The sequence below is a fragment of the Salmonella sp. SAL04213 genome (assembly GCF_046550535.1).
GTDB classification, from domain to species: Bacteria; Pseudomonadota; Gammaproteobacteria; order Enterobacterales; family Enterobacteriaceae; genus Salmonella; species Salmonella enterica.
Map to the genome: position 1 here is coordinate 282,629 of NZ_JBGDXS010000002.1, position 19,115 is coordinate 301,743.

Genomic DNA, 19,115 nt, shown 5'->3' on the forward strand with positions numbered 1-19,115 from the left:
CTGGTCAGTTATCCTTATTTCCAATATGCAAACTGATATTAATCATAATGAAAAATAAAACTATTTTTTGTGTCTGTTATATTTTTAGTAAATTCATGAAGCTCGCTGTACTCCATCGGGATTCACAGTGATGTCACTCGCGGCGACTTAACGCCGTCGTCCTCGGTAATCATCGCACCCGGCCTGTTGCCCGAAATGTTCCCCTGTAGACATGGGCGCCGGGCAGAAGATTAATTGCTGTCAGGGAAACGCGTTGGCGCGTGGCGATAACTTACGCTGCGGGGCTGTCAACGCTGTACAGAAAAGGTGGCCTCCAGGCTGGCTTAAATATGCGCACATGACAATACAACCGGAAAATTTACAAAACCCATAATTTGAACTGAGAGAGAAACTTACAAACGAAGCGACGAAGATTTAAACAGCCGTAGCGACTCCGGTATCTTGCGCGCATGTTCAAATAATACTACTGTATATAAAAACAGTATTCGAGGTATGGATTATGGAATTTTTCAGACCTACAGAGTTGCGCGAAATTATTCCTCTCCCATTTTTCAGTTACTTAGTGCCGTGTGGATTCCCCAGCCCCGCGGCGGACTACATTGAGCAGCGTATCGATCTTAATGAGTTGCTCGTTTCTCATCCCAGCTCAACATATTTTGTCAAAGCCACGGGTGATTCAATGATTGAAGCAGGCATCAGCGACGGCGACCTGCTGGTGGTGGATAGCTCACGGAACGCTGACCACGGTGACATTGTAATTGCGGCAATTGAAGGAGAGTTCACCGTAAAACGGTTGCAGTTGCGCCCGACAGTGCAGTTAATCCCCATGAACGGCGCCTATCGACCTATACCTGTCGGCAGTGAAGACACGCTCGACATATTCGGGGTGGTGACCTTTATCATTAAAGCGGTCAGTTGATTATGTTCGCGCTCTGCGATGTTAATAGCTTTTACGCCTCCTGCGAAACGGTCTTTCGTCCTGATTTATGTGGCCGACCGGTGGTGGTGTTATCAAACAATGATGGCTGCGTTATCGCGTGTAGCGCCGAGGCGAAACAGCTCGGTATCGCACCAGGTGAGCCATACTTCAAACAGAAAGAACGCTTCCGGCGATCCGGTGTTGTTTGCTTCAGCAGTAATTACGAGCTTTACGCTGATATGTCGAACCGGGTAATGACCACACTCGAGGAGATGGTGCCGCGGGTAGAAATTTACAGCATTGATGAGGCTTTTTGTGATCTGATGGGGGTACGAAACTGCCGGGATCTGACAGATTTCGGGCGCGAGATAAGAGCGACGGTCCTGAAGCGCACGCACCTGACTGTCGGTGTAGGCATTGCCCAGACGAAAACCCTTGCCAAGCTGGCTAATCATGCTGCGAAAAAGTGGCAGCGCCAGACCGGCGGGGTGGTTGACCTATCGAACATCGATCGCCAGCGTCGGCTGCTGGCCCTGATACCCGTAGAGGATGTCTGGGGTGTCGGCAGGCGCATCAGTAAGAAGCTCAATGCCCTGGGCATCAAGACTGCTCTCGATCTCTCTGAACAAAGTACCTGGATCATCAGGAAACACTTCAATGTCGTGCTGGAGCGTACCGTGAGAGAGCTTCGCGGAGAGCCATGTCTGGAGCTTGAAGAGTTTGCGCCGGCAAAGCAGGAAATCGTTTGTAGCCGCTCTTTCGGCGAGCGGGTCACAGACTATGAGGAAATGCGCCAGGCTATTTACAGCTACGCTGCGCGCGCGGCAGAAAAACTCCGCGGCGAGCACCAGTACTGCCGTTTCATCTCAACATTCGTCAAAACATCCCCCTTTGCCCTGAACGAGCCCTACTACGGTAACAGCGCCGCGGTGACGCTTCTCACCCCCACGCAGGATTCACGCGACATTATCAATGCGGCTGTGAAATGTCTGGATAAAATCTGGCGCGACGGCCATCGCTACCAGAAAGCGGGGGTGATGCTGGGTGACTTCTTCAGTCAGGGCGTAGCGCAACTCAACCTTTTCGACGATAACGCGCCGCGCGCCGGTAGTGCGAAGTTGATGGAAGTACTGGACCATCTTAACGCAAAAGACGGGAAGGGGACGCTGTACTTCGCCGGGCAGGGGATGTCGCAACAGTGGGCTATGAAGCGAGAAATGCTTTCGCCTCGGTACACCACAAGATACTCTGATCTACTGCGTGTTAAGTAACTTGTGGGATCAATGCCTGAGATGGTTGCCAAATCATCCCCGTTCTTTTGGTCGCACAAGATCACAGGAACCTCTCACGATGAGGCGCATGTATCCTGGTTTACGACATAAGTAAATGTGGCGCGTTTATTGCCAGGTAGGCGTTGTGAGACGTCACTTATTTACGCCAGGTTTCAGCCGTAGCGATGGGCATGGATAAAAAGAGTATGACAATCAGCGTGATAATGCTAAAAAACAATTAATATTTTTTTAACAAAACTAAAGCTTGCTATGTGCAGTTAACCATGCGTTAATGGTTGTGCGGTTTGATACAAACTTATCTGAAGTAGTGATTGTAATATTTCTCATCATTTGTTCCTCTTGAGATCTCCTTTAGGTTTTTTTCTCTCTGATAATTTTCTTCAGGCCATTTTGCCCAAGGGCTCATTCAAAAGGTAACAATATTATGACGACGAAAATCACTGGTTTAGTAAAATGGTTTAACCCTGAAAAGGGCTTTGGTTTCATTACGCCTAAAGATGGCAGCAAAGATGTGTTTGTGCATTTTTCCGCCATTCAAAGTAATGAATTCCGCACTCTGAATGAAAATCAGGAAGTGGAGTTTTCAGTAGAGCAGGGACCAAAAGGTCCATCAGCGGTTAACGTTGTGGCGCTTTAAGGCAACTGATATTACTAATAAAATTCACTTCCGGTGTCCATGTTGCCATGGTTCACAATACAGAACATCGACATTCGATGTTACTGAGCAAAACCCGTTTGGCGCGAAATGTATTTTTTGTAAGTCAACCATGATCACTTTTGATAATGTTGGATTATACATTCGCTCAGGACAGGTTCCGCCAGATTTTAGAAAATAATTCATATTAGCTCCGTACCGGAGCTTTTTTATGCCCGATGATTATCATCTATAGACGCTGACATCCATCATCTATAGTGGCATTTACCTTTCCCCAAAGGTGTTATTTCTCTTGCAGACAGCGCCTGAAAAAAGCGACGTTGTCTTCATCTATCCGATGAAGCCAGGTCACCTGTCTTTGCGCCGTTATCCGTTATTTAATTCTTGCCCTATAATAACAAGCCCGCGCTAAGCACGGGCTTGAATAACATAAAGCGTCTTAGAACTGGTAGACCAGACCAACACCTACGATATCATCGGTTGCAATACCGTTGTTTGCGTAGAAGTCATCATCTTCGTCCAGCAGGTTGATTTTATAATCAACGTAGGTGGACATATTTTTGTTGAAGTAGTAAGTCATACCGACGTCAACATATTTAACCAGATCTTTGTCGGTGTAACGATAGTTACCATGGCTATCCATATCCTGGCCGCCTAAATCTTTGCCCTTAGATTGCAAGTAGGCGATGGACGGACGCAGACCGAAATCGAACTGATACTGCGCAACCACTTCAAAGTTCTGGGTTTTGTTAGCGATACCGCCGCCACCCAACTTACCGTCTGCAGAGTGATAGTCGCTGTCTCCATAAGAGGTCATATTGCGGGTTTCAGAGTACATCGCCGCCAGGTATACGTTATAGGCGTCATATTTGACACCTACGGTCCAGGCTTCGGCAGTTTCACCGCCGGCATCATTGTTGCCATAGTAACGATGACCATCACCATATCCATTACCTACTTGGGCATCGGTACGGTCAGAATTTGAATAAGCAGCCCCCAGGCTTAACCCGAAGTCAAAGTCATAAGAGGTAGAGAGGCCGAAACCGTCACCGTTTTCTTTATTTGTACCGCGGTTAGTTCCATTACCGGAGCCTTCCTGGCCAAATCCGTTATTGCCACTTTCGTTATTACCCTGGTATTGCAGCGCGAAGTTCCAGCCTTCCACCAGGCCGAAGAAGTCGGTGTTACGATAGGTGGCCAGGCCGTTAGCACGCTGAAGCATATATACATCTGTCTGGGTGTAAGAGTCGCCGCCGAATTCCGGCAGCACATCGGTCCAGGCTTCAACGTCGTAGATAACACCATAGTTACGGCCATAATCGAAAGAGCCGTACTCGCCGAATTTCAGACCGGCAAAGCCCAGACGAGTCCAGGACGTATCCCTGTTACCTTCAGTGCCGCTCGCCTGCATGTTGTATTCCCACTGACCATAGCCGGTCAGCATATCGTTGATCTGCGTTTCGCCTTTAAAGCCAATACGGGCGTAGGACTGGTCGCCGTCGCTGCCTGCATCGTCAGAGAAGTAACGCAGACCATCAACTTTGCCGTACAGGTCGAGTTTGTTGCCATTTTTATTATAAACTTCAGCCGCATTTGCTGCGCCTGCCACTAATAACGCCGGGACAAGCAGTGCCAGAACTTTTCTGTTCATTATGTATTCCCTTATGATAATAATTTATATGAATATGTAGCCACTTCAACAAAACTACAAATTGATACTATTCTATGAAGTTCATGGAATTTAAAAAATAACATGTAACAAAGCTATTTAAAATATTTCAATTTGTTTCCTTTTGGTTTTTTATAATACTGGATATATAAATAACTAAGAATATATATTCTATAATTATCATTTTTTATCAATGAGTTATATGTTTTGGTTTGATGGATGTTGGCGTGAATATAATTTGTTTTTTATATGTATTTGATGCTTTGATTATGAAAAGGCATAAAAAAAACCGGCATAAATGCCGGTAATGTGGGTAATGATAAAATAAATGATAAAAGGCTAATAACCGAATCATTCTGACATTTAATGCTAATAAAATAAAACGCTATCGCGGTGCGTAAAAATAAGTTGTTCTGGTTATGGGTTATTCTGCATCAGAGTGCGATTCAATCACCATTCCCTTATTTAACAGCAGGTTCAGCGCCTGACGCAACATTAACTGAGAATAAACTATTTGTGGGGCGAATGACCAGAACAGGTGGATAAGGTATTCTATGGTCGAAATGTGACTAATGTCACATTATAATGTAATTAATGTCATATGACTTACATCACAAAAGCGGAGTAAAGTTTGAGTACCAGGGAGGACAACGCCACCCGTAGCATGGGCGGTAAATTAGCGTTATGGGTTTTTTATACCTTTTGCGGCTACTTCATCTGGGCGATGGCGCGTTGCGTGTGGCTGATGTCCGCCATACAAACCGAGCCGGTTCTCGGCCCAATCAGCACTCCTGGCAGCGCAACGGAAAAATGGCTTAACGCGCTTTCGCTGGGCGTCGTCTGGCTTATTCTGGGGAATATTGCCTGGTACACCCGGCCTCGCAAAAACAGGGGGTATCCCGCCGACACTCAGCCAGAAACGCGCAAGCACGCAAGGATGTAAAGTGGTGGCGGATATGTCAGGATAGCGAACCCTGTGCTCAGGCATGTAATAAAAATGGTCTGCTATAAAGAGAGGGCGTATGGACTCAGGATACTGGCAATCGCAGTTTGAAGACTGGCTACGTCACCACCACCAGGAACAGGATGCCGCCCATGACATCTTCCATTTTCGTCGTGTTTGGGCAACCGCGCAAACGCTGGGGGAAAACAGTCCTGTCGACTGGCTGGTGGTGCTATCGGCATGTTATTTCCATGACATCGTCAGCCTGGCGAAAAATCATCCGCAGCGGCATCGTTCTTCCATTCTGGCGGCGGCAGAAACCCGGCGTATTTTTCTGCGGGATTTTCCTGACTTTCCGGCAGAAAAACTGACGGGCATTTGTCATGCTATCGAAGCGCATAGTTTCAGCGCAAAAATTGCGCCCACCACGCCAGAGGCAAAAATCGTGCAGGATGCAGACAGGCTGGAGGCGTTGGGCGCCATTGGTCTGGCGCGGGTCTTCGCGGTCTCCGGCGCGCTGGGCGTCGCGCTGTTTGATGCCGACGATCCCTTTGCCGACAGACGGCCTCTTAACGATAAGCAATTCGCGCTCGACCATTTTCAAACCAAGCTGCTGAAACTGCCGCTGACGATGCAGACTGAACGGGGCAAGTACCTGGCGCAGCGTAATGCGGATTTTCTGGTGTCGTACATGGCGAAACTGAGCGCTGAGCTGAAAGGCGACTATGAAACACGGGATGAGGCGGTCATCCAGATGTTTGCTACGCATCAGTAACCCCTGCCGCTGAAACGTAAACCGCGTCATTTTATGTTAGTCTGTCGGCAATTATTTTTGGCCGGTTAAATGTATGCAGGAAAATATTTCAGTAACACACGCCCGGAACCTCATCGCCGACGACGCCGGAAGCGAGATCCAGGCGATGCTGAGTCAATTGCTGGAAATCTACGATGTTAAAACGCTGGTGGCGCACCTTAACGGCCTGGGCGAACAGCACTGGAGCCCGGCCATCTTCAAGCGCGTAATGATGAACGCGGCATGGCATCGTTTGAGCGACAATGAACTCACCTGTCTTAAAACAGAGTTGCCGACGCCGCCAGCGCATCATCCACATTACGCCTTTCGTTTTATCGATCTCTTCGCGGGCATCGGCGGCATTCGCCGCGGATTTGAAGCGATAGGCGGGCAGTGCGTGTTTACCAGCGAATGGAATAAGCACGCGGTACGGACATATAAAGCGAACTATTTTTGCGATCCGCTGCAACATCGCTTTAATGAAGATATCCGCGATATCACATTGAGCCACCGGGAAGGGGTCAGCGATGATGAGGCGGCGGAACACATTCGCCAGCATATTCCGCAACATGATGTCCTGCTGGCGGGCTTTCCCTGTCAGCCATTTTCTCTGGCGGGCGTTTCCAAGAAAAATGCGCTGGGCCGCGCCCACGGCTTTGCCTGCGAGACTCAGGGGACGTTATTTTTTGATGTCGTAAGAATTATCGACGCCCGCCGCCCCGCGCTGTTTGTGCTGGAAAACGTGAAAAACCTTAAAAGTCACGACCAGGGCAACACCTTCCGCATTATTATGCAAACGCTCGATGAACTGGGATATGACGTGGCGGATGCCGCTGACAATGGCCCGGACGATCCGAAAATTATCGACGGGCAGCACTTTCTTCCTCAGCATCGGGAACGTATTGTGTTGGTGGGATTCCGTCGCGATTTAAACCTGAAAACCGATTTTACGTTACGCAATATCGCCCGTTGTTATCCACCGCGCCGTCCGACGCTGGCAGAACTGCTGGAGCCCGTCGTCGAAGCCAAATATATCCTGACGCCGGTGCTGTGGAAATATTTATATCGCTACGCGAAAAAGCACCAGGCGCGGGGAAACGGTTTTGGCTATGGCATGGTTTATCCTGACAATCCGGAAAGTGTGGCGCGCACGTTATCTGCTCGCTACTACAAAGATGGTGCCGAAATTCTGATCGATCGTGGTTGGGATATGGCGAAAGGCGAAGTGAATTTCGACGATGCTGGCAACCAACAACATCGTCCCCGCCGACTCACGCCGAGAGAGTGCGCGCGTTTAATGGGATTTGAGGCGCCGCAAACGTACCAGTTCAGGATACCTGTCTCGGATACGCAGGCCTATCGCCAGTTTGGCAACTCCGTGGTGGTGCCGGTATTTGCTGCGGTAGCAAAGCTGTTGGAACCCAAAATTCACCAGGCGGTGACGTTGCGTCAGAGAGAGACGGTAGATGGCGGACGTTCACGATAAAGCCACGCGCAGTAAAAATATGCGCGCGATAGCGACCCGCGATACGGCTATTGAAAAACGTCTTGCTGGCCTGTTAAGCGCGCAGGGGATTACGTTTCATACTCAGGACGCGACATTACCGGGCAAGCCGGACTTTGTGGTGAATGATTATGATTGTGTGATTTTTACTCACGGCTGCTTTTGGCATCATCACCACTGTTATCTGTTCAAAGTGCCGGCCACGCGAACGGCTTTCTGGCTGGAAAAAATCGGTAAGAACGTTGAGCGCGATGAGCGCGATATTCAGCGTTTACAGGCGCTTGGCTGGCGGGTACTGATCGTCTGGGAGTGCGCCTTGCGCGGGCGAGCGAAATTGAGCGACGCGGCGTTGGCGGAGCGCCTGGAAGAGTGGATCTGCGGCGGCGGCGCCAGCGCGCAGATCGACACCCAGGGGATTCATCTACTGGCGTGAATCTTCCGTTTTACACGGTGTGATCACCGCCCTGGCGGGAAACAGGTACTTACCCAGAGTCACCAGCACTACGGCAAACACAATCACGCCCAGCGCGGCCCATTCAACGGGCGATAACCTCTCACCGCCCAGGCCAGTGCCAAGCAACACGGCGACAACCGGATTCACATAGGCGTAGCTGGTCGCCAGCGCCGGACTGACGTTGCGAATCAGGTACATATAGGCATTAATGGCGATAATAGAACCGAATAACGCCAGGTAGCCGACGGCCATAAACCCCGATAAGCCAGGCAGCGTGGCGAGCTTTTCGCCGGAAAGAAATGCCGCGCAAAGCAATACCACGCCCGCCGCCAGCATTTCAATCGCACCCGCCATCATGCCCACAGGGAGGGCGATGCGCGAGCCGTAAACGGAACCAAATGCCCAGCTCATCGAACCTATCAGGATCAAAATCGCGCCCCACGGATTGCCGCTTAAGTTGCCGCCGCTGTTCAGCAGAATAATCCCGGCAAGTCCAATGGCAATCCCCACCCATTCTAATTTGCGCGTTTTAATACCAAAAAAGTAGCTAAAGCACAGCGTAAATAGCGGGACAGTGGCGACCACGACGGCAGCAATGCCCGATGGCACGTTTTGATGCTCCGCCACCGTCACCAGGCCGTTACCCACCGCCAGCAGCAGTAGACCAATCAGCGCGGCGTTGATGGTCTGGCGCAGCGGCGGAAGTTTTTCGCCGCGCAACAGCAAAAACGCCATGAGCAACATACCCGCCGAGAGAAAACGTACGCCTGCCATCATCAGCGGCGGCCAGCTTTCAACGCCTATGCGGATAACAAAATAGGTAGACCCCCAAATGATATACAAGGCAAAAAGCGCGCCAAAAAGAGGTAATAACTGCCGGAAACGCATAATCACTCACGGTGAAATAAAAAGGGTGGATATAGTAAACGTCAAAATTATTATGCTGGCGAGCATTATAATTGCCCTTTTGGAATAAAAAGGCGTTGACCCGCGCCGCCGGTTTCGGCATTGCGCGTTTTGCTACATACTTAACGTCTTAGAAGAAAAGACCGAGGAAATCATTTTGGCAGGAAGTAGCTTACTGACATTACTCGACGATATCGCCACGCTGCTGGATGATATTTCGGTAATGGGCAAATTGGCCGCGAAAAAAACCGCGGGCGTACTGGGGGACGACCTGTCGCTCAATGCGCAGCAGGTGACCGGCGTTCGCGCTAATCGCGAGCTGCCAGTGGTATGGAGCGTGGCGAAAGGATCATTAATCAACAAGGTTATTCTGGTGCCGTTGGCGCTGCTGATAAGCGCATTTATCCCGTGGGCCATTACGCCTTTATTAATGTTAGGCGGCGCGTTTCTCTGCTTTGAAGGGGTAGAAAAAGTCCTGCATACCTTTGAGGCGCGAAAACACAAAGAAGACCCGGCGGAGCGGCAAAAACGTCTTGAGGCGCTGGCTGCGCAAGATCCTTTGGCCTTTGAAAAAGATAAAGTAAAAGGGGCGGTCCGTACCGATTTCATTCTTTCCGCTGAAATTGTGGCCATTACCCTGGGGATTGTCGCGCAGGCGCCGCTGCTTAATCAGGTGTTGGTACTGGCGGGGATTGCGTTGGTTGTGACCATTGGCGTGTATGGCCTGGTGGGTATTATTGTCAAACTGGATGATATGGGGTACTGGCTGGCGGAAAAGCGTAGCGTGCTGGCGCAGGGCGTCGGTAAAGGATTACTGATTATCGCGCCCTGGTTAATGAAAGCATTATCCATTGTCGGTACGCTGGCGATGTTTCTGGTTGGCGGCGGGATTGTCGTACACGGTATTGCGCCGCTGCACCATGCCATTGAACATTTTGCGCAGCAGCAGGGGGCTTTCATGGCGCATACGATCCCTGCGGGGCTGAATCTGGTGCTCGGCTTTATTATCGGCGCTATTGTGGTGGCGCTGGTGAAAGGTGTGGCGAAAATTCGCGGTGTTTCGCACTGATTTTCTAGAATGAATTATGCAAAATTGCCCATCCTCGTCTAAGGTGAAAACGTTTCATCTGATACAGGAGGCAGGTATGGTCTTTTCTGTCAGTGAGGAAGTTACCGTGAAAGAAGGTGGACCCCGGATGATCGTCACCGGTTATTCCAGCGGAATGGTAGAGTGTCGCTGGTATGATGGTTTTGGCGTAAAGCGGGAGGCATTCCATGAGAATGAGCTCGTGCCAGGCAAGGAAAGGCGCGGGCGGGACGAAGCCCGATGACAAAACGCCCGGTTAATGCCGGGCGTTTTGCTGTGGAGAAAAAGAGTCGTCGCGCTGCGACATGCTGCTACCTGGTTATGCCAGGATTGAGTGGTATCCCTTGATGAGGTCTGGCTACCGTAAGCCATCAGGGGGCGTTGTATCAATAACCAGGAGTTACCAGGGTGCCGCACGAAACACTGTTAGACAATCAAGGCTGGTTTAAAAAGCTGGCGCGGCGTTTTGGTCCCGGTCATGTCGTCAACACCTGTTTTCTGATCGTGATGCTGTTCTCGACGCTACTTACCTGGCGGGAAGTGATGATACTGAAAGACGCGTATGTCGCCAGTCAGCGCAATCATCTGGGGAGCGTCGCGAATGTCCTTGACCGCCAACTGCAATTCAACATGGACAGGTTGATCTTTTTACGCAACGGTATGCATGAAGCGCTGGTGGCGCCGCTGGCTTTTTCCGCATTGCAAAGCGCGGTGACGCAGTTTGAGCAACGACGCATCAGACATTTCTGGCAACTGGAGTTGGATAAGCGGCGGACATTGCCGTTATATGGCGTTTCCGATCAATTTGTCGCCCGGACGACGCTTCTTTCGCGGGAGAGTCGTGACCTGGCAAATGAATTAACCGCCACGCTGGAGTTAGGGTATCTGGCGCGTCTGGCGCGCTCATCCGCCATGCTGACGCTGGAGACGATGTATGTTTCTCGCTCAGGGTTTTACCTCTCAACTCTCCCTACGGCGTACGGTAGCGATATTGTCTCCCGTTACTATCAGTACGTGACCCAGCCCTGGTTTATCGAGCAAAGCCAACGGCGTAACCCACAGCGCGGCGTGCGGTGGTTTACCTCCGCACAGCCCTATGTTGCTGACGAGCAGAAAAAAGTGACAGCCAGTCTACCGCTGGATCACGATAATTACTGGTATGGCGTACTGGCAATGGATATTCCCGTCGCGTCACTACAGCGGTTCCTGCGCGATGCGGCCGAAAAGGATATTGAAGGGGAATATCAGCTATACGATAACCATCTCCGTTTGTTGACGGACTCCGCGCCGGAACAACAAACCGCGAATACGTTAAATGACCGTGAGCGCGCCTTACTGGCGCGTGAAATAGAAAAAGATACCCTGGGCGGGCTGCGTTTAGGAACGCATTATGTAAGCTGGGAGCGGCTGGATCATTTTGATGGCGTCCTGCTGCGCGTGCATACATTACGTGAAGGCATACAAGGGAATTTTGGCAGTATTAGTATCGCGCTGACGCTGTTATGGGTGCTTTTTACGGCGATGCTGTTGATCTCCTGGGGCGTTATTCGACATATGGTCAAAAACATGTTTGTTCTGCAAAATTCGCTGCAATGGCAGGCATGGCACGATCCGCTGACCCGGCTATATAACCGTGGCGCGCTGTTTGAAAAAGCGTCCAGGCTGGCAAAGCGCTACCGGGAAGCCCGCCAGCCATTTTCTGTGATACAGCTGGATTTAGATTATTTTAAAAGCGTTAACGATCGCTTTGGTCATCAGGCAGGCGATCGCGTGTTGTCCCATGCCGCTGGGCTCATTGGCAGCACCATTCGAGCGCACGACATCGCCGGACGGGTAGGGGGCGAAGAGTTTTGTATCGTGCTGCCCGGCGCGACGAAAGCGCAGGCGCTGCAGATTGCCGAACGCATACGCCAGCGCATTAATGACAAAGAGATTCTGGTGACGAAAAGCACGACGCTTCGTATCAGCGCGTCAATGGGGATCAGTAGCGCGGAGGAATACGGCGACTATGATTTTGAGCAGTTGCAGTCGCTGGCCGACAAACGGCTTTATTACGCCAAACAGTCCGGACGTAACCGTATTTGCGCCAGCGACGCGACTCAGGAGCGGGAAAAGAAATAGTCCATTCCTTCGCGCCAGCCATCCGGCCCTTCGTTCTGGCTACGGTAGACGCGCTGAGGATCGTCGTTACGCAAGTGTACGCCCTCCCGGTTTAGCCCTTTAACGACAACCGCATAATCCATCACATCCAGTAAGGGCGCATCATTGGGGCCGTCTCCTAGCCCCAACGTCAGAGGACGCGCGCGCCACTGCCGACGATATGCTTCTATCAGCCAGTTAGCAGCCTGATCTTTACCAGCGGAGGCGTCCAGCACATGCCAGAAACGGGCGCCATGGACAAATTGCAGTCCCAGGTCATTTAAACGGGCGACAAACTGCGCCATGCGTTCATCGCTATCGCGCCAGATCAGCGACACCGACGCTTCATGCAGACGGGTTAGGGCAGACTGTGCCCGGTTTAGGCCCGTCCATTCGCTTATCACCTGATCGTCAACGTCATCAAACGTGGTGAACTTAAACTGTTCCTTTTCACGCAATTTATGCAGGACGAGGCGGATTTCGTTGTGAGAAATACCGGCTATCAGGCGGGGATAGTTGGGATGGTCTTCCCAATGAACGTCCAGTTGGATCACCGCGCCGTTTTCCGCAATCAGCGGCAGTCCCTGTAGATTTAACGTCGTCTGGAGCTGGAGCATTTCAGCCGCGGTTTTACTGCTACAGAGGATCACGGGCACGCCGCTTTCATGCAGGCGTGTAAGCCAGGGAGCCGCGGGCTGCCACTCAAAAGTGTGGCTGTTCAGCAATGTGCCGTCCAGATCGGTAAAAATCAGCAAGGGGTCATGGATTGAGAGCATTTTTTCCTCATTTTCCGTTGCAACGGCGGGCTTATTTCCAGGAAAAGTCCTAAAGCACACCCGAAAGAAGTCGAACGCTAACTGGAACCGATCCCGTCGCTTCCAGGCAGCACATGCGTTGTCACACTTTTGCTACCGAACTATTAGCGCGCTTAATCATTCATGTAAAAAATATTTACTTGTCATGCAAAAAAATTGCAGATAAGGTAAATCTCACATCAGATTTCCTGGTGTAACGAATTTTCAAGTGCTTCTTGCATAAGCAAGTTTGATCCCGACCCGTAGGGCCGGGATTTTTTTCGGCCATTTTTAACGGTTTACTTCTGTTACACTAAAATCATGAATATCCAGCTCGAATGCTTCAGCTAATTCATGCCATGTATGATATTCCCGTCCGTCTACGCTCACCCGCTCAGGATCTTCCTGGCTACGGTGAACCTCGCTTTCGCTGATTTCATTGATGGCCGCCAGTAGCGCATCTACATCGACGCTCACTTCGCGCTTGGCCGTATCACTGTACTCTTTTGCCGTTTTCATCTTCACTACCTCACGGGTTCCTGACAGCCTAAGTATAGACCGTTGAGAAAACCAGCAAACACGCCGGCAAGGCGCTGTCAGACGCAGAAAATTGTTCTACACTGGCACAAAGCGACAGGAGGAAAATGATGAAGGTGAATGATCGGGTAACCGTTAAAACGGACGGCGGTCCCCGCCGACCGGGCGTGGTACTGGCAGTGGAAGAATTTAGTGAAGGCACAATGTATCTGGTTTCGCTGGAGGATTACCCGCTCGGCATCTGGTTCTTCAATGAGTCAGGTCACCAGGATGGTATTTTTGTCGAGAAGGCGGAGCAGGACTAATTGAGCCGGACTGGAGGTACATTGCCAGTCCGGATGTCTCAGCGCATGTTAACAAAAATGCCGTTAGTGACGTTATCTGTCAGCCGCACTACGTGATAGATCACTTGTTTATTATGCGTTTTTATCTTTCTTTTTATATTCCCCTTATGGGAGGATACTGTTTTTGCTTTAATATTCATTCTGTCAGAAATCTGAATGGTTCCCTGACCTTCCATCCACATTCGCAACATGCTGGATTCAGTTCGACTTAACGATAATGTTGGTAAATTTATGGTTCCTGAAATACCCGACTCTTTTTTCAGAATATCGCCAAGAATGGTATCCAGCGAGTCAGGTTTAATCGATTTCGAGCTAATCAATAAGTTTTTTCTTACTAATAAATATTCATCAAAATGCACATTAGCAATTGCCATAAAAACAATAAATAACGTGTCAGGATGTTGATTAATGATTTGCTTTATTTGTTGACTGTCTGAAGGCGTATGAATGAAACAGTCCTCATTAATAAACACCACCGAAGGCTGATGCGCGCCACAAGCGATAGCGAGTTCGTCAACGTTTTCGATGTCGTTGATTTCCCTTTTTTTCACCCCTCTGCTGACCAGATACCCGCTTAACCCTAGCCGGGTGTAACTGCATAAATCCATAATAATCGTTGACATGGCATACCCTCACTCAATGCGTAACGATAATTCCCCTTACCTGAATAACTCACCATAATCAGACGGAACACGAATAGTCACCTTAGACAACGCTTACGCGGTTTTTCAGGCGAACTTACTATCCCGTAAAGTTACATATAATTTGCCAGGAATCATCTTAAAGTAAAGTGAATGTTGCGTTATGTGAGTGAAGTAAAAACAAATAAGGGGCAGCGGATATATCCTGGTGAATGTTTTTTAAAATTTATTTTCGGATAAACCTTAGTAAAACAGGATAAAAATTATGGGTTATTATTTATCGGCATCTCGCTAACAATATCAGCAAGCAAATTGAAAATTTCGCTGAATAAATGTTCGCAAAACGGCGCAATTAATGGCATTAGCGCGGCCATCAGCATAATGCCGACGGTGAGGGTAAGCGGGAAACCGATAACAAATATCGAGAGCTGCGGCGCCATGCGGTTTAATAGCCCCAGCGCCAGGTTGAGCGTAAGCAGGAGGGTAATGACCGGCAATGCCAGCATCAGTCCGTTTAAGAAAATGAGCCCTCCGGCCCTGGCGAGCGCCATAAATGCATTACTGTTCACCGGGTTACTACCGATGGGCAGAGTATGGAAGGTATCGACCAGCAGCGAAATAAGCCACAAATGGCCATTAAAGGTGAGAAACAGTAGCATGGCGAGCATATCCATAATACGCGCCAGAACCGGCATATTCAGGTGGCTGCCCGGGTCGACGAAGGTGGCAAAGGAAAGCCCCATTTGCAGACCGATAAACTCGCCTGCGGTACGCACCGCCGCAAAGGCGAATTGCATGGTAAATCCCAGCGCAATACCGATCAGAATTTGTTGCATCGCCAGCCATAAGGCGGCAATAGAAAAAAGCGGCGTATCGTTTGCTGGTAGCGACGGCGCGATAACGAGGGTAATCATTATTCCCAACCCCAGTTTTACCCGCTTGGGAATAGTGCGCTCGCTGAGAATTGGCGCCGTTGAAATCAGCGCCAGTACGCGCAGCAAAGGCCAGAAATAGAGATGCAGCCAATATAGCCATTGCTCGCTTGTAACCTGTATCATCGTTCTGTTTATCCGATGATATAAGGTAAATTGCTGAACAGAGTGCGCACGTAATCCAGCAGCAGGTTGAGCATCCACGGGCCGGCAACGATAATTGCGATGAATACCGCGACGATTTTAGGGATAAACGACAGCGTCATTTCATTAATCTGAGTCGCGGCCTGCAAGATGCTGATAATGAGGCCGGTAATCAGCGCGACGAGTAACAGCGGCGCAGCCAGGGCGAGAGCGACTTTCATCGCCTCGGTGCCCATCATCATGACGGATTCAGGAGTCATTTTGCGCCTCTAACTGTAAAAGCTTTGGGCCAGCGACCCCACAAGCAATTGCCAACCATCGACCAGCACAAACAGCATCAGCTTAAACGGTAGGGCGATTGTCGCTGGCGGCACCATCATCATCCCTAACGCCATCAATACGCTGGCGATCACCAGGTCGATAATCAAAAAAGGGATAAAAATCGTAAAACCGATCTGAAACGCCGTCTTTAATTCGCTGGTGACATAAGCGGGCAGGAGGATACGCATCGGTACTGCTTCCGGTCCCTGTAACGGACCGCTGTTGGCCAGACGGGCAAACAGCGCCAGATCGGCTTCGCGGGTTTGGCGCAGCATGAACGCGCGTAACGGTTGCGCGCCTTTATCCAGCGCTTCCTGCATAGAAATTTTCTGCTCGCTAAACGGCTGGTAAGCATCCACGTAAATCTTGTCAATGACGGGCGACATAATAAAAAAGGTCAAAAACAACGCCAGCCCGAGTAACACCTGATTTGGCGGTGCCGAGGGCGTGCCCAGCGCGTTACGCAACAGGCCAAAAACAATGATGATACGCGTGAAGCTCGTCATCATCAGTAAAATCGCCGGCAGAAACGTCAGCGAGGTGATGAAAACCAGCGTCTGGACGGATAATGACCAGCTTTGGCCTCCGCCCGCTAATGGTTGGCTGATAAGCCCCGGCAGTTGCGCAGCGGCGGCGGGACTAAAAAGCCACAGACCCGCCAGAGAAAGGAATAACAAACGGCGCATCAGGATCTCCCGGAACGCTTGAGTAAGCTCTTCATCATGTTCTGGAAATCCGCCGGTGGGGCAACGGGTGCTTCCGTGTCATTCTCCGCGGGCGGCAGGGTGTGCAGCAGGTTGATCTGCGAGGCGGTCACGCCCAGTACCAGACGCGCATTTTCGACCTCGACAATCACCACGCGTTCGCGCGGGCCAAGCGAGGCGCTGGCTGACACCTTCAGTCCCCGGACGCTATTTCCTTTTGGCGCGAATCCCATACGCTTAATCACCCAGGCCGCCGCCAGAATGAGCGCAATAATGCCAATTAATGCGCCGCTCACCTGCATGAGCGGCGATCCGGCTGGCGCGGTGGGCTGAGAAACCGTGGCCTCTGTCTTCATCATTAACGACTCAAACGACGCATACGCTCGGATGGCGTAATAATATCGGTGATACGTACGCCGTATTTATCCGCCACGACGACCACTTCACCCTGGGCAATCAGGTAGCCATTAATCAGGATATCCAGCGGCTCGCCCGCCAGCCCGTCCAGCGCGACGACCGACCCCTGCGTCAGACGCAACAGTTCTTTAATGGTCATTCGCGTGCGGCCCAGCTCTACGGTCAGTTTGACCGGGATATCCATAATCAGATCGATATCCTGCATAGCACCGCTGACATCGCCGCCGCCAAGCTGTTGGAAAACCGCGTCGGCGGCGCTTTTATTGGTGGTCGCTTTTTGCTCGTTTAACGCGTCAGCCCACAGATCATCCAATGCGCCAGTATTCTCATCGGACGGATTATTCATGTCACTCATTTGGGCTGTTCCTCATTCAGCGAATTCAAAATTGGGTTGATCAAATGTTCTACGCGTAGCGCATACTGTCCGTTTACGGTGCCATATTGGCTGGTGAGTACCGGAACGCCGTCCACATGAGCAATAATGCGGTCGGGTTTTTCAATCGGCAGTACATCGCCGGGTTTCAGCTTCAAAATCTGGGAAAGACGTAACGGAATATCGGCAAAATTGGCCACCAGCTCCAGTTCAGAGTGCTGAACCTGGCGTACCAGGTTATCACGCCAGTTCTGATCTTCATGGCGCGAGTTTTCCAGCGGCGGATTCACCAACAGCTCACGCAGCGGCTCGATCATGCTAAATGGCAGACAGATGTTAAATTCACCGGTCAGATTGCCGATCTCCACATGAAACGGCGTATTGACGACGATATCGTTCGGCGAGGTGGTGATATTGGTAAATTTCACCTGCATTTCGGAACGCACATACTCCACTTCCAGCGGATTAATGGCTTTCCATGCGTCGCTATAGCCTTCCAGCGCCAGTTTCAGCATACGGTTGATGACCCGCTGTTCCGTATGGGTAAACTCGCGGCCCTCGACTTTGGTCGGAAAACGACCGTCGCCGCCGAACAGGTTATCGACGGCAATAAACACCAGACTCGGCGAGAACACCACCAGCCCGGTGCCGCGTAGCGGCTTCAGGTGGATCAGGTTCAGGTTGGTCGGTACCGGCAGGTTACGCGCAAATTCGTGATACGGCTGAATACGTATGGCACCCACGGTAATATCCGGGCTGCGGCGCAGCAGGTTAAATAATCCCATCCGGAACTGGCGTGCGAAACGCTCGTTAATAATCTCCAGCGCCTGCAAGCGTTCACGCACGACGCGACGCTGGGTATTGGGATCGTAAGGGCGAATATCGCTATCGCTTGCGATACCGGGAGTGGGTTCGTCTTTGGTGTCGCTGTCGCCGTTCAACAGCGCATCGATTTCAGCCTGAGAAAGAATACTATCGCCCATGTCGTTACCGCAGAATAAAAGCTGTATAAAGCACGTCAGTGACGACCTGTTTTGGTTGTCCGGCAACGAGCGGCGCGGCCAGCGTCTCTTTAATGGCGGCAATCAGTTTTTGTTTGCCAGCTTCTGTTGAGAGCTCGGCGGCATTCTGACGGGAAAATAACAACAGCAGACGGCTGCGCACTTCCGGCAGATATTCATTTAATCGTGCGCGCGTCGCTTCGTCTTTCAGACGCAGGGTCACGCCGATATACAACACGCGATCCGCATCGCCCAGATTGACGGTAAACGTATCCAGCGCAAAAAATACCGGCGCGGGCGGCGGAGCCGGTTCCGCTTTAGCGTTCGTGGTCGGTTGCTGCTGCATACGCCAGTAGCTATAACCGGCGGTCGCGCAGGCGGCGAGGGTAATCAACACCAGCAAAGGTATCCAAATCGAGCGTTTGCTCTTTTTGTTAATCGCGGAGTCAGTCATCTGATACGGGCTTCCTGTTTCGGTACTGCTTATTGGCTGATTATCCCGTGTCCTGTCCACGACAAAGCGTGGAAAAGACGCGGATAATCATG

Annotated in this window: 24 protein-coding genes; 12 read left to right on the forward strand and 12 right to left on the reverse strand. The window is 50.8% G+C overall.

Annotated features, from left to right (window positions below):
- The first annotated feature begins 499 nt into the window (after positions 1-499).
- From ACLJPQ_RS06155 to ACLJPQ_RS06170, 4 genes are all read left to right on the forward strand, one after another.
- Positions 500-919, forward strand: a complete 420-nt coding sequence (locus ACLJPQ_RS06155; RefSeq protein WP_000394197.1) for a translesion error-prone DNA polymerase V autoproteolytic subunit — start codon at positions 500-502, stop codon at positions 917-919.
- A 2-nt stretch (positions 920-921) separates the two neighbouring features.
- Positions 922-2,190, forward strand: coding sequence for a Y-family DNA polymerase (locus ACLJPQ_RS06160; RefSeq protein WP_064013310.1), 1,269 nt, complete (start codon positions 922-924; stop codon positions 2,188-2,190).
- Positions 2,191-2,635: 445 nt separating this feature from the next.
- A complete protein-coding gene (locus tag ACLJPQ_RS06165) occupies positions 2,636-2,848 on the forward strand; it encodes a cold shock domain-containing protein (RefSeq protein WP_000208509.1) in 213 nt (70 codons plus the stop codon).
- 10 nt (positions 2,849-2,858) lie between these two features.
- On the forward strand, positions 2,859-3,047 hold the full coding sequence (locus tag ACLJPQ_RS06170; protein ID WP_024131109.1) for a hypothetical protein: 189 nt from the start codon (positions 2,859-2,861) through the stop codon (positions 3,045-3,047).
- Between the two features lie 258 nt (positions 3,048-3,305).
- On the opposite strand, the gene ompC is transcribed toward ACLJPQ_RS06170, so the two are convergent.
- The gene (ompC, locus tag ACLJPQ_RS06175; RefSeq protein ID WP_001080673.1) at positions 3,306-4,517 is read right to left on the reverse strand and encodes a porin OmpC; all 1,212 of its coding nucleotides are present in this window, start codon (positions 4,515-4,517) and stop codon (positions 3,306-3,308) included.
- A gap of 649 nt (positions 4,518-5,166) precedes the next feature.
- Here ompC and drpB point away from each other — a divergent pair.
- The 4 genes from drpB to ACLJPQ_RS06195 all read left to right on the forward strand — a co-directional run bounded on the left by drpB (position 5,167) and on the right by ACLJPQ_RS06195 (position 8,208).
- The gene (gene drpB / locus ACLJPQ_RS06180; RefSeq protein ID WP_080184627.1) at positions 5,167-5,478 is read left to right on the forward strand and encodes a cell division protein DrpB; all 312 of its coding nucleotides are present in this window, start codon (positions 5,167-5,169) and stop codon (positions 5,476-5,478) included.
- A 79-nt stretch (positions 5,479-5,557) separates the two neighbouring features.
- A complete protein-coding gene (locus tag ACLJPQ_RS06185; RefSeq protein ID WP_080184626.1) occupies positions 5,558-6,253 on the forward strand; it encodes a phosphohydrolase in 696 nt (231 codons plus the stop codon).
- Positions 6,254-6,326: 73 nt separating this feature from the next.
- Complete coding sequence (locus ACLJPQ_RS06190) at positions 6,327-7,757, forward strand: DNA cytosine methyltransferase (protein ID WP_001157301.1); 1,431 nt, start codon at positions 6,327-6,329, stop codon at positions 7,755-7,757.
- Positions 7,738-8,208, forward strand: coding sequence for a very short patch repair endonuclease (locus tag ACLJPQ_RS06195; protein WP_000785978.1), 471 nt, complete (start codon positions 7,738-7,740; stop codon positions 8,206-8,208). The genes ACLJPQ_RS06190 and ACLJPQ_RS06195 overlap by 20 nt, the downstream gene beginning before the upstream one ends.
- On the opposite strand, the gene yedA is transcribed toward ACLJPQ_RS06195, so the two are convergent.
- Positions 8,197-9,117: a drug/metabolite exporter YedA gene (gene yedA, locus ACLJPQ_RS06200; protein WP_001212262.1), complete on the reverse strand. Its 921-nt coding sequence runs from the start codon at positions 9,115-9,117 to the stop codon at positions 8,197-8,199. The genes ACLJPQ_RS06195 and yedA overlap by 12 nt on opposite strands.
- Before the next feature lie 169 nt (positions 9,118-9,286).
- Between yedA and ACLJPQ_RS06205 the strand changes: the two genes are divergently transcribed.
- The 3 genes from ACLJPQ_RS06205 to dgcQ all read left to right on the forward strand — a co-directional run bounded on the left by ACLJPQ_RS06205 (position 9,287) and on the right by dgcQ (position 12,343).
- A complete protein-coding gene (locus tag ACLJPQ_RS06205; protein WP_085920526.1) occupies positions 9,287-10,204 on the forward strand; it encodes a DUF808 domain-containing protein in 918 nt (305 codons plus the stop codon).
- Positions 10,205-10,280: 76 nt separating this feature from the next.
- The gene (locus tag ACLJPQ_RS06210; RefSeq protein ID WP_001521741.1) at positions 10,281-10,466 is read left to right on the forward strand and encodes a YodC family protein; all 186 of its coding nucleotides are present in this window, start codon (positions 10,281-10,283) and stop codon (positions 10,464-10,466) included.
- A gap of 164 nt (positions 10,467-10,630) precedes the next feature.
- Positions 10,631-12,343, forward strand: coding sequence for a cellulose biosynthesis regulator diguanylate cyclase DgcQ (gene dgcQ, locus ACLJPQ_RS06215; RefSeq protein ID WP_064034313.1), 1,713 nt, complete (start codon positions 10,631-10,633; stop codon positions 12,341-12,343).
- On the opposite strand, the gene ACLJPQ_RS06220 is transcribed toward dgcQ, so the two are convergent.
- Positions 12,322-13,137 (reverse strand): mannosyl-3-phosphoglycerate phosphatase-related protein, encoded by an 816-nt coding sequence (locus ACLJPQ_RS06220; RefSeq protein WP_000948794.1) that lies wholly within the window; start codon positions 13,135-13,137, stop codon positions 12,322-12,324. The two genes, dgcQ and ACLJPQ_RS06220, sit on opposite strands and share 22 nt — an antisense overlap.
- A gap of 309 nt (positions 13,138-13,446) precedes the next feature.
- Positions 13,447-13,674: a YodD family peroxide/acid resistance protein gene (gene yodD, locus ACLJPQ_RS06225; protein WP_000844798.1), complete on the reverse strand. Its 228-nt coding sequence runs from the start codon at positions 13,672-13,674 to the stop codon at positions 13,447-13,449.
- Positions 13,675-13,802: 128 nt separating this feature from the next.
- On the opposite strand from yodD, the gene dsrB reads away from it, so the two are divergent.
- Entirely contained in the window at positions 13,803-13,997 is a 195-nt protein-coding gene (gene dsrB / locus ACLJPQ_RS06230) for a protein DsrB (RefSeq protein WP_000867218.1), read from the forward strand.
- A 38-nt stretch (positions 13,998-14,035) separates the two neighbouring features.
- Here the strand turns inward: dsrB and rcsA are convergent, their stop codons facing one another.
- The 8 genes from rcsA to fliL all read right to left on the reverse strand — a co-directional run bounded on the left by rcsA (position 14,036) and on the right by fliL (position 19,023).
- The gene (gene rcsA, locus ACLJPQ_RS06235; RefSeq protein WP_023181475.1) at positions 14,036-14,659 is read right to left on the reverse strand and encodes a transcriptional regulator RcsA; all 624 of its coding nucleotides are present in this window, start codon (positions 14,657-14,659) and stop codon (positions 14,036-14,038) included.
- 281 nt (positions 14,660-14,940) lie between these two features.
- Complete coding sequence (gene fliR / locus ACLJPQ_RS06240) at positions 14,941-15,735, reverse strand: flagellar biosynthetic protein FliR (protein WP_023201531.1); 795 nt, start codon at positions 15,733-15,735, stop codon at positions 14,941-14,943.
- Between the two features lie 8 nt (positions 15,736-15,743).
- Positions 15,744-16,013 carry a flagellar biosynthesis protein FliQ gene (gene fliQ, locus ACLJPQ_RS06245; protein ID WP_000187355.1) on the reverse strand — a complete coding sequence of 90 codons (270 nt, stop codon included), beginning with the start codon at positions 16,011-16,013 and terminating at the stop codon, positions 15,744-15,746.
- 9 nt (positions 16,014-16,022) lie between these two features.
- On the reverse strand, positions 16,023-16,760 hold the full coding sequence (gene fliP / locus ACLJPQ_RS06250; RefSeq protein WP_001253411.1) for a flagellar type III secretion system pore protein FliP: 738 nt from the start codon (positions 16,758-16,760) through the stop codon (positions 16,023-16,025).
- A complete protein-coding gene (fliO, locus tag ACLJPQ_RS06255; protein ID WP_000978276.1) occupies positions 16,760-17,137 on the reverse strand; it encodes a flagellar biosynthetic protein FliO in 378 nt (125 codons plus the stop codon). The genes fliP and fliO overlap by 1 nt, the downstream gene beginning before the upstream one ends.
- Positions 17,137-17,550: a flagellar motor switch protein FliN gene (gene fliN / locus ACLJPQ_RS06260; protein ID WP_001282111.1), complete on the reverse strand. Its 414-nt coding sequence runs from the start codon at positions 17,548-17,550 to the stop codon at positions 17,137-17,139. Before fliN ends, fliO begins: the two co-directional genes overlap by 1 nt.
- On the reverse strand, positions 17,547-18,551 hold the full coding sequence (gene fliM, locus ACLJPQ_RS06265; RefSeq protein ID WP_000502811.1) for a flagellar motor switch protein FliM: 1,005 nt from the start codon (positions 18,549-18,551) through the stop codon (positions 17,547-17,549). Before fliM ends, fliN begins: the two co-directional genes overlap by 4 nt.
- 4 nt (positions 18,552-18,555) lie before the next feature.
- Positions 18,556-19,023 carry a flagellar basal body-associated protein FliL gene (gene fliL, locus ACLJPQ_RS06270; RefSeq protein ID WP_000132169.1) on the reverse strand — a complete coding sequence of 156 codons (468 nt, stop codon included), beginning with the start codon at positions 19,021-19,023 and terminating at the stop codon, positions 18,556-18,558.
- Between the last annotated feature and the right edge of the window lie 92 nt (positions 19,024-19,115).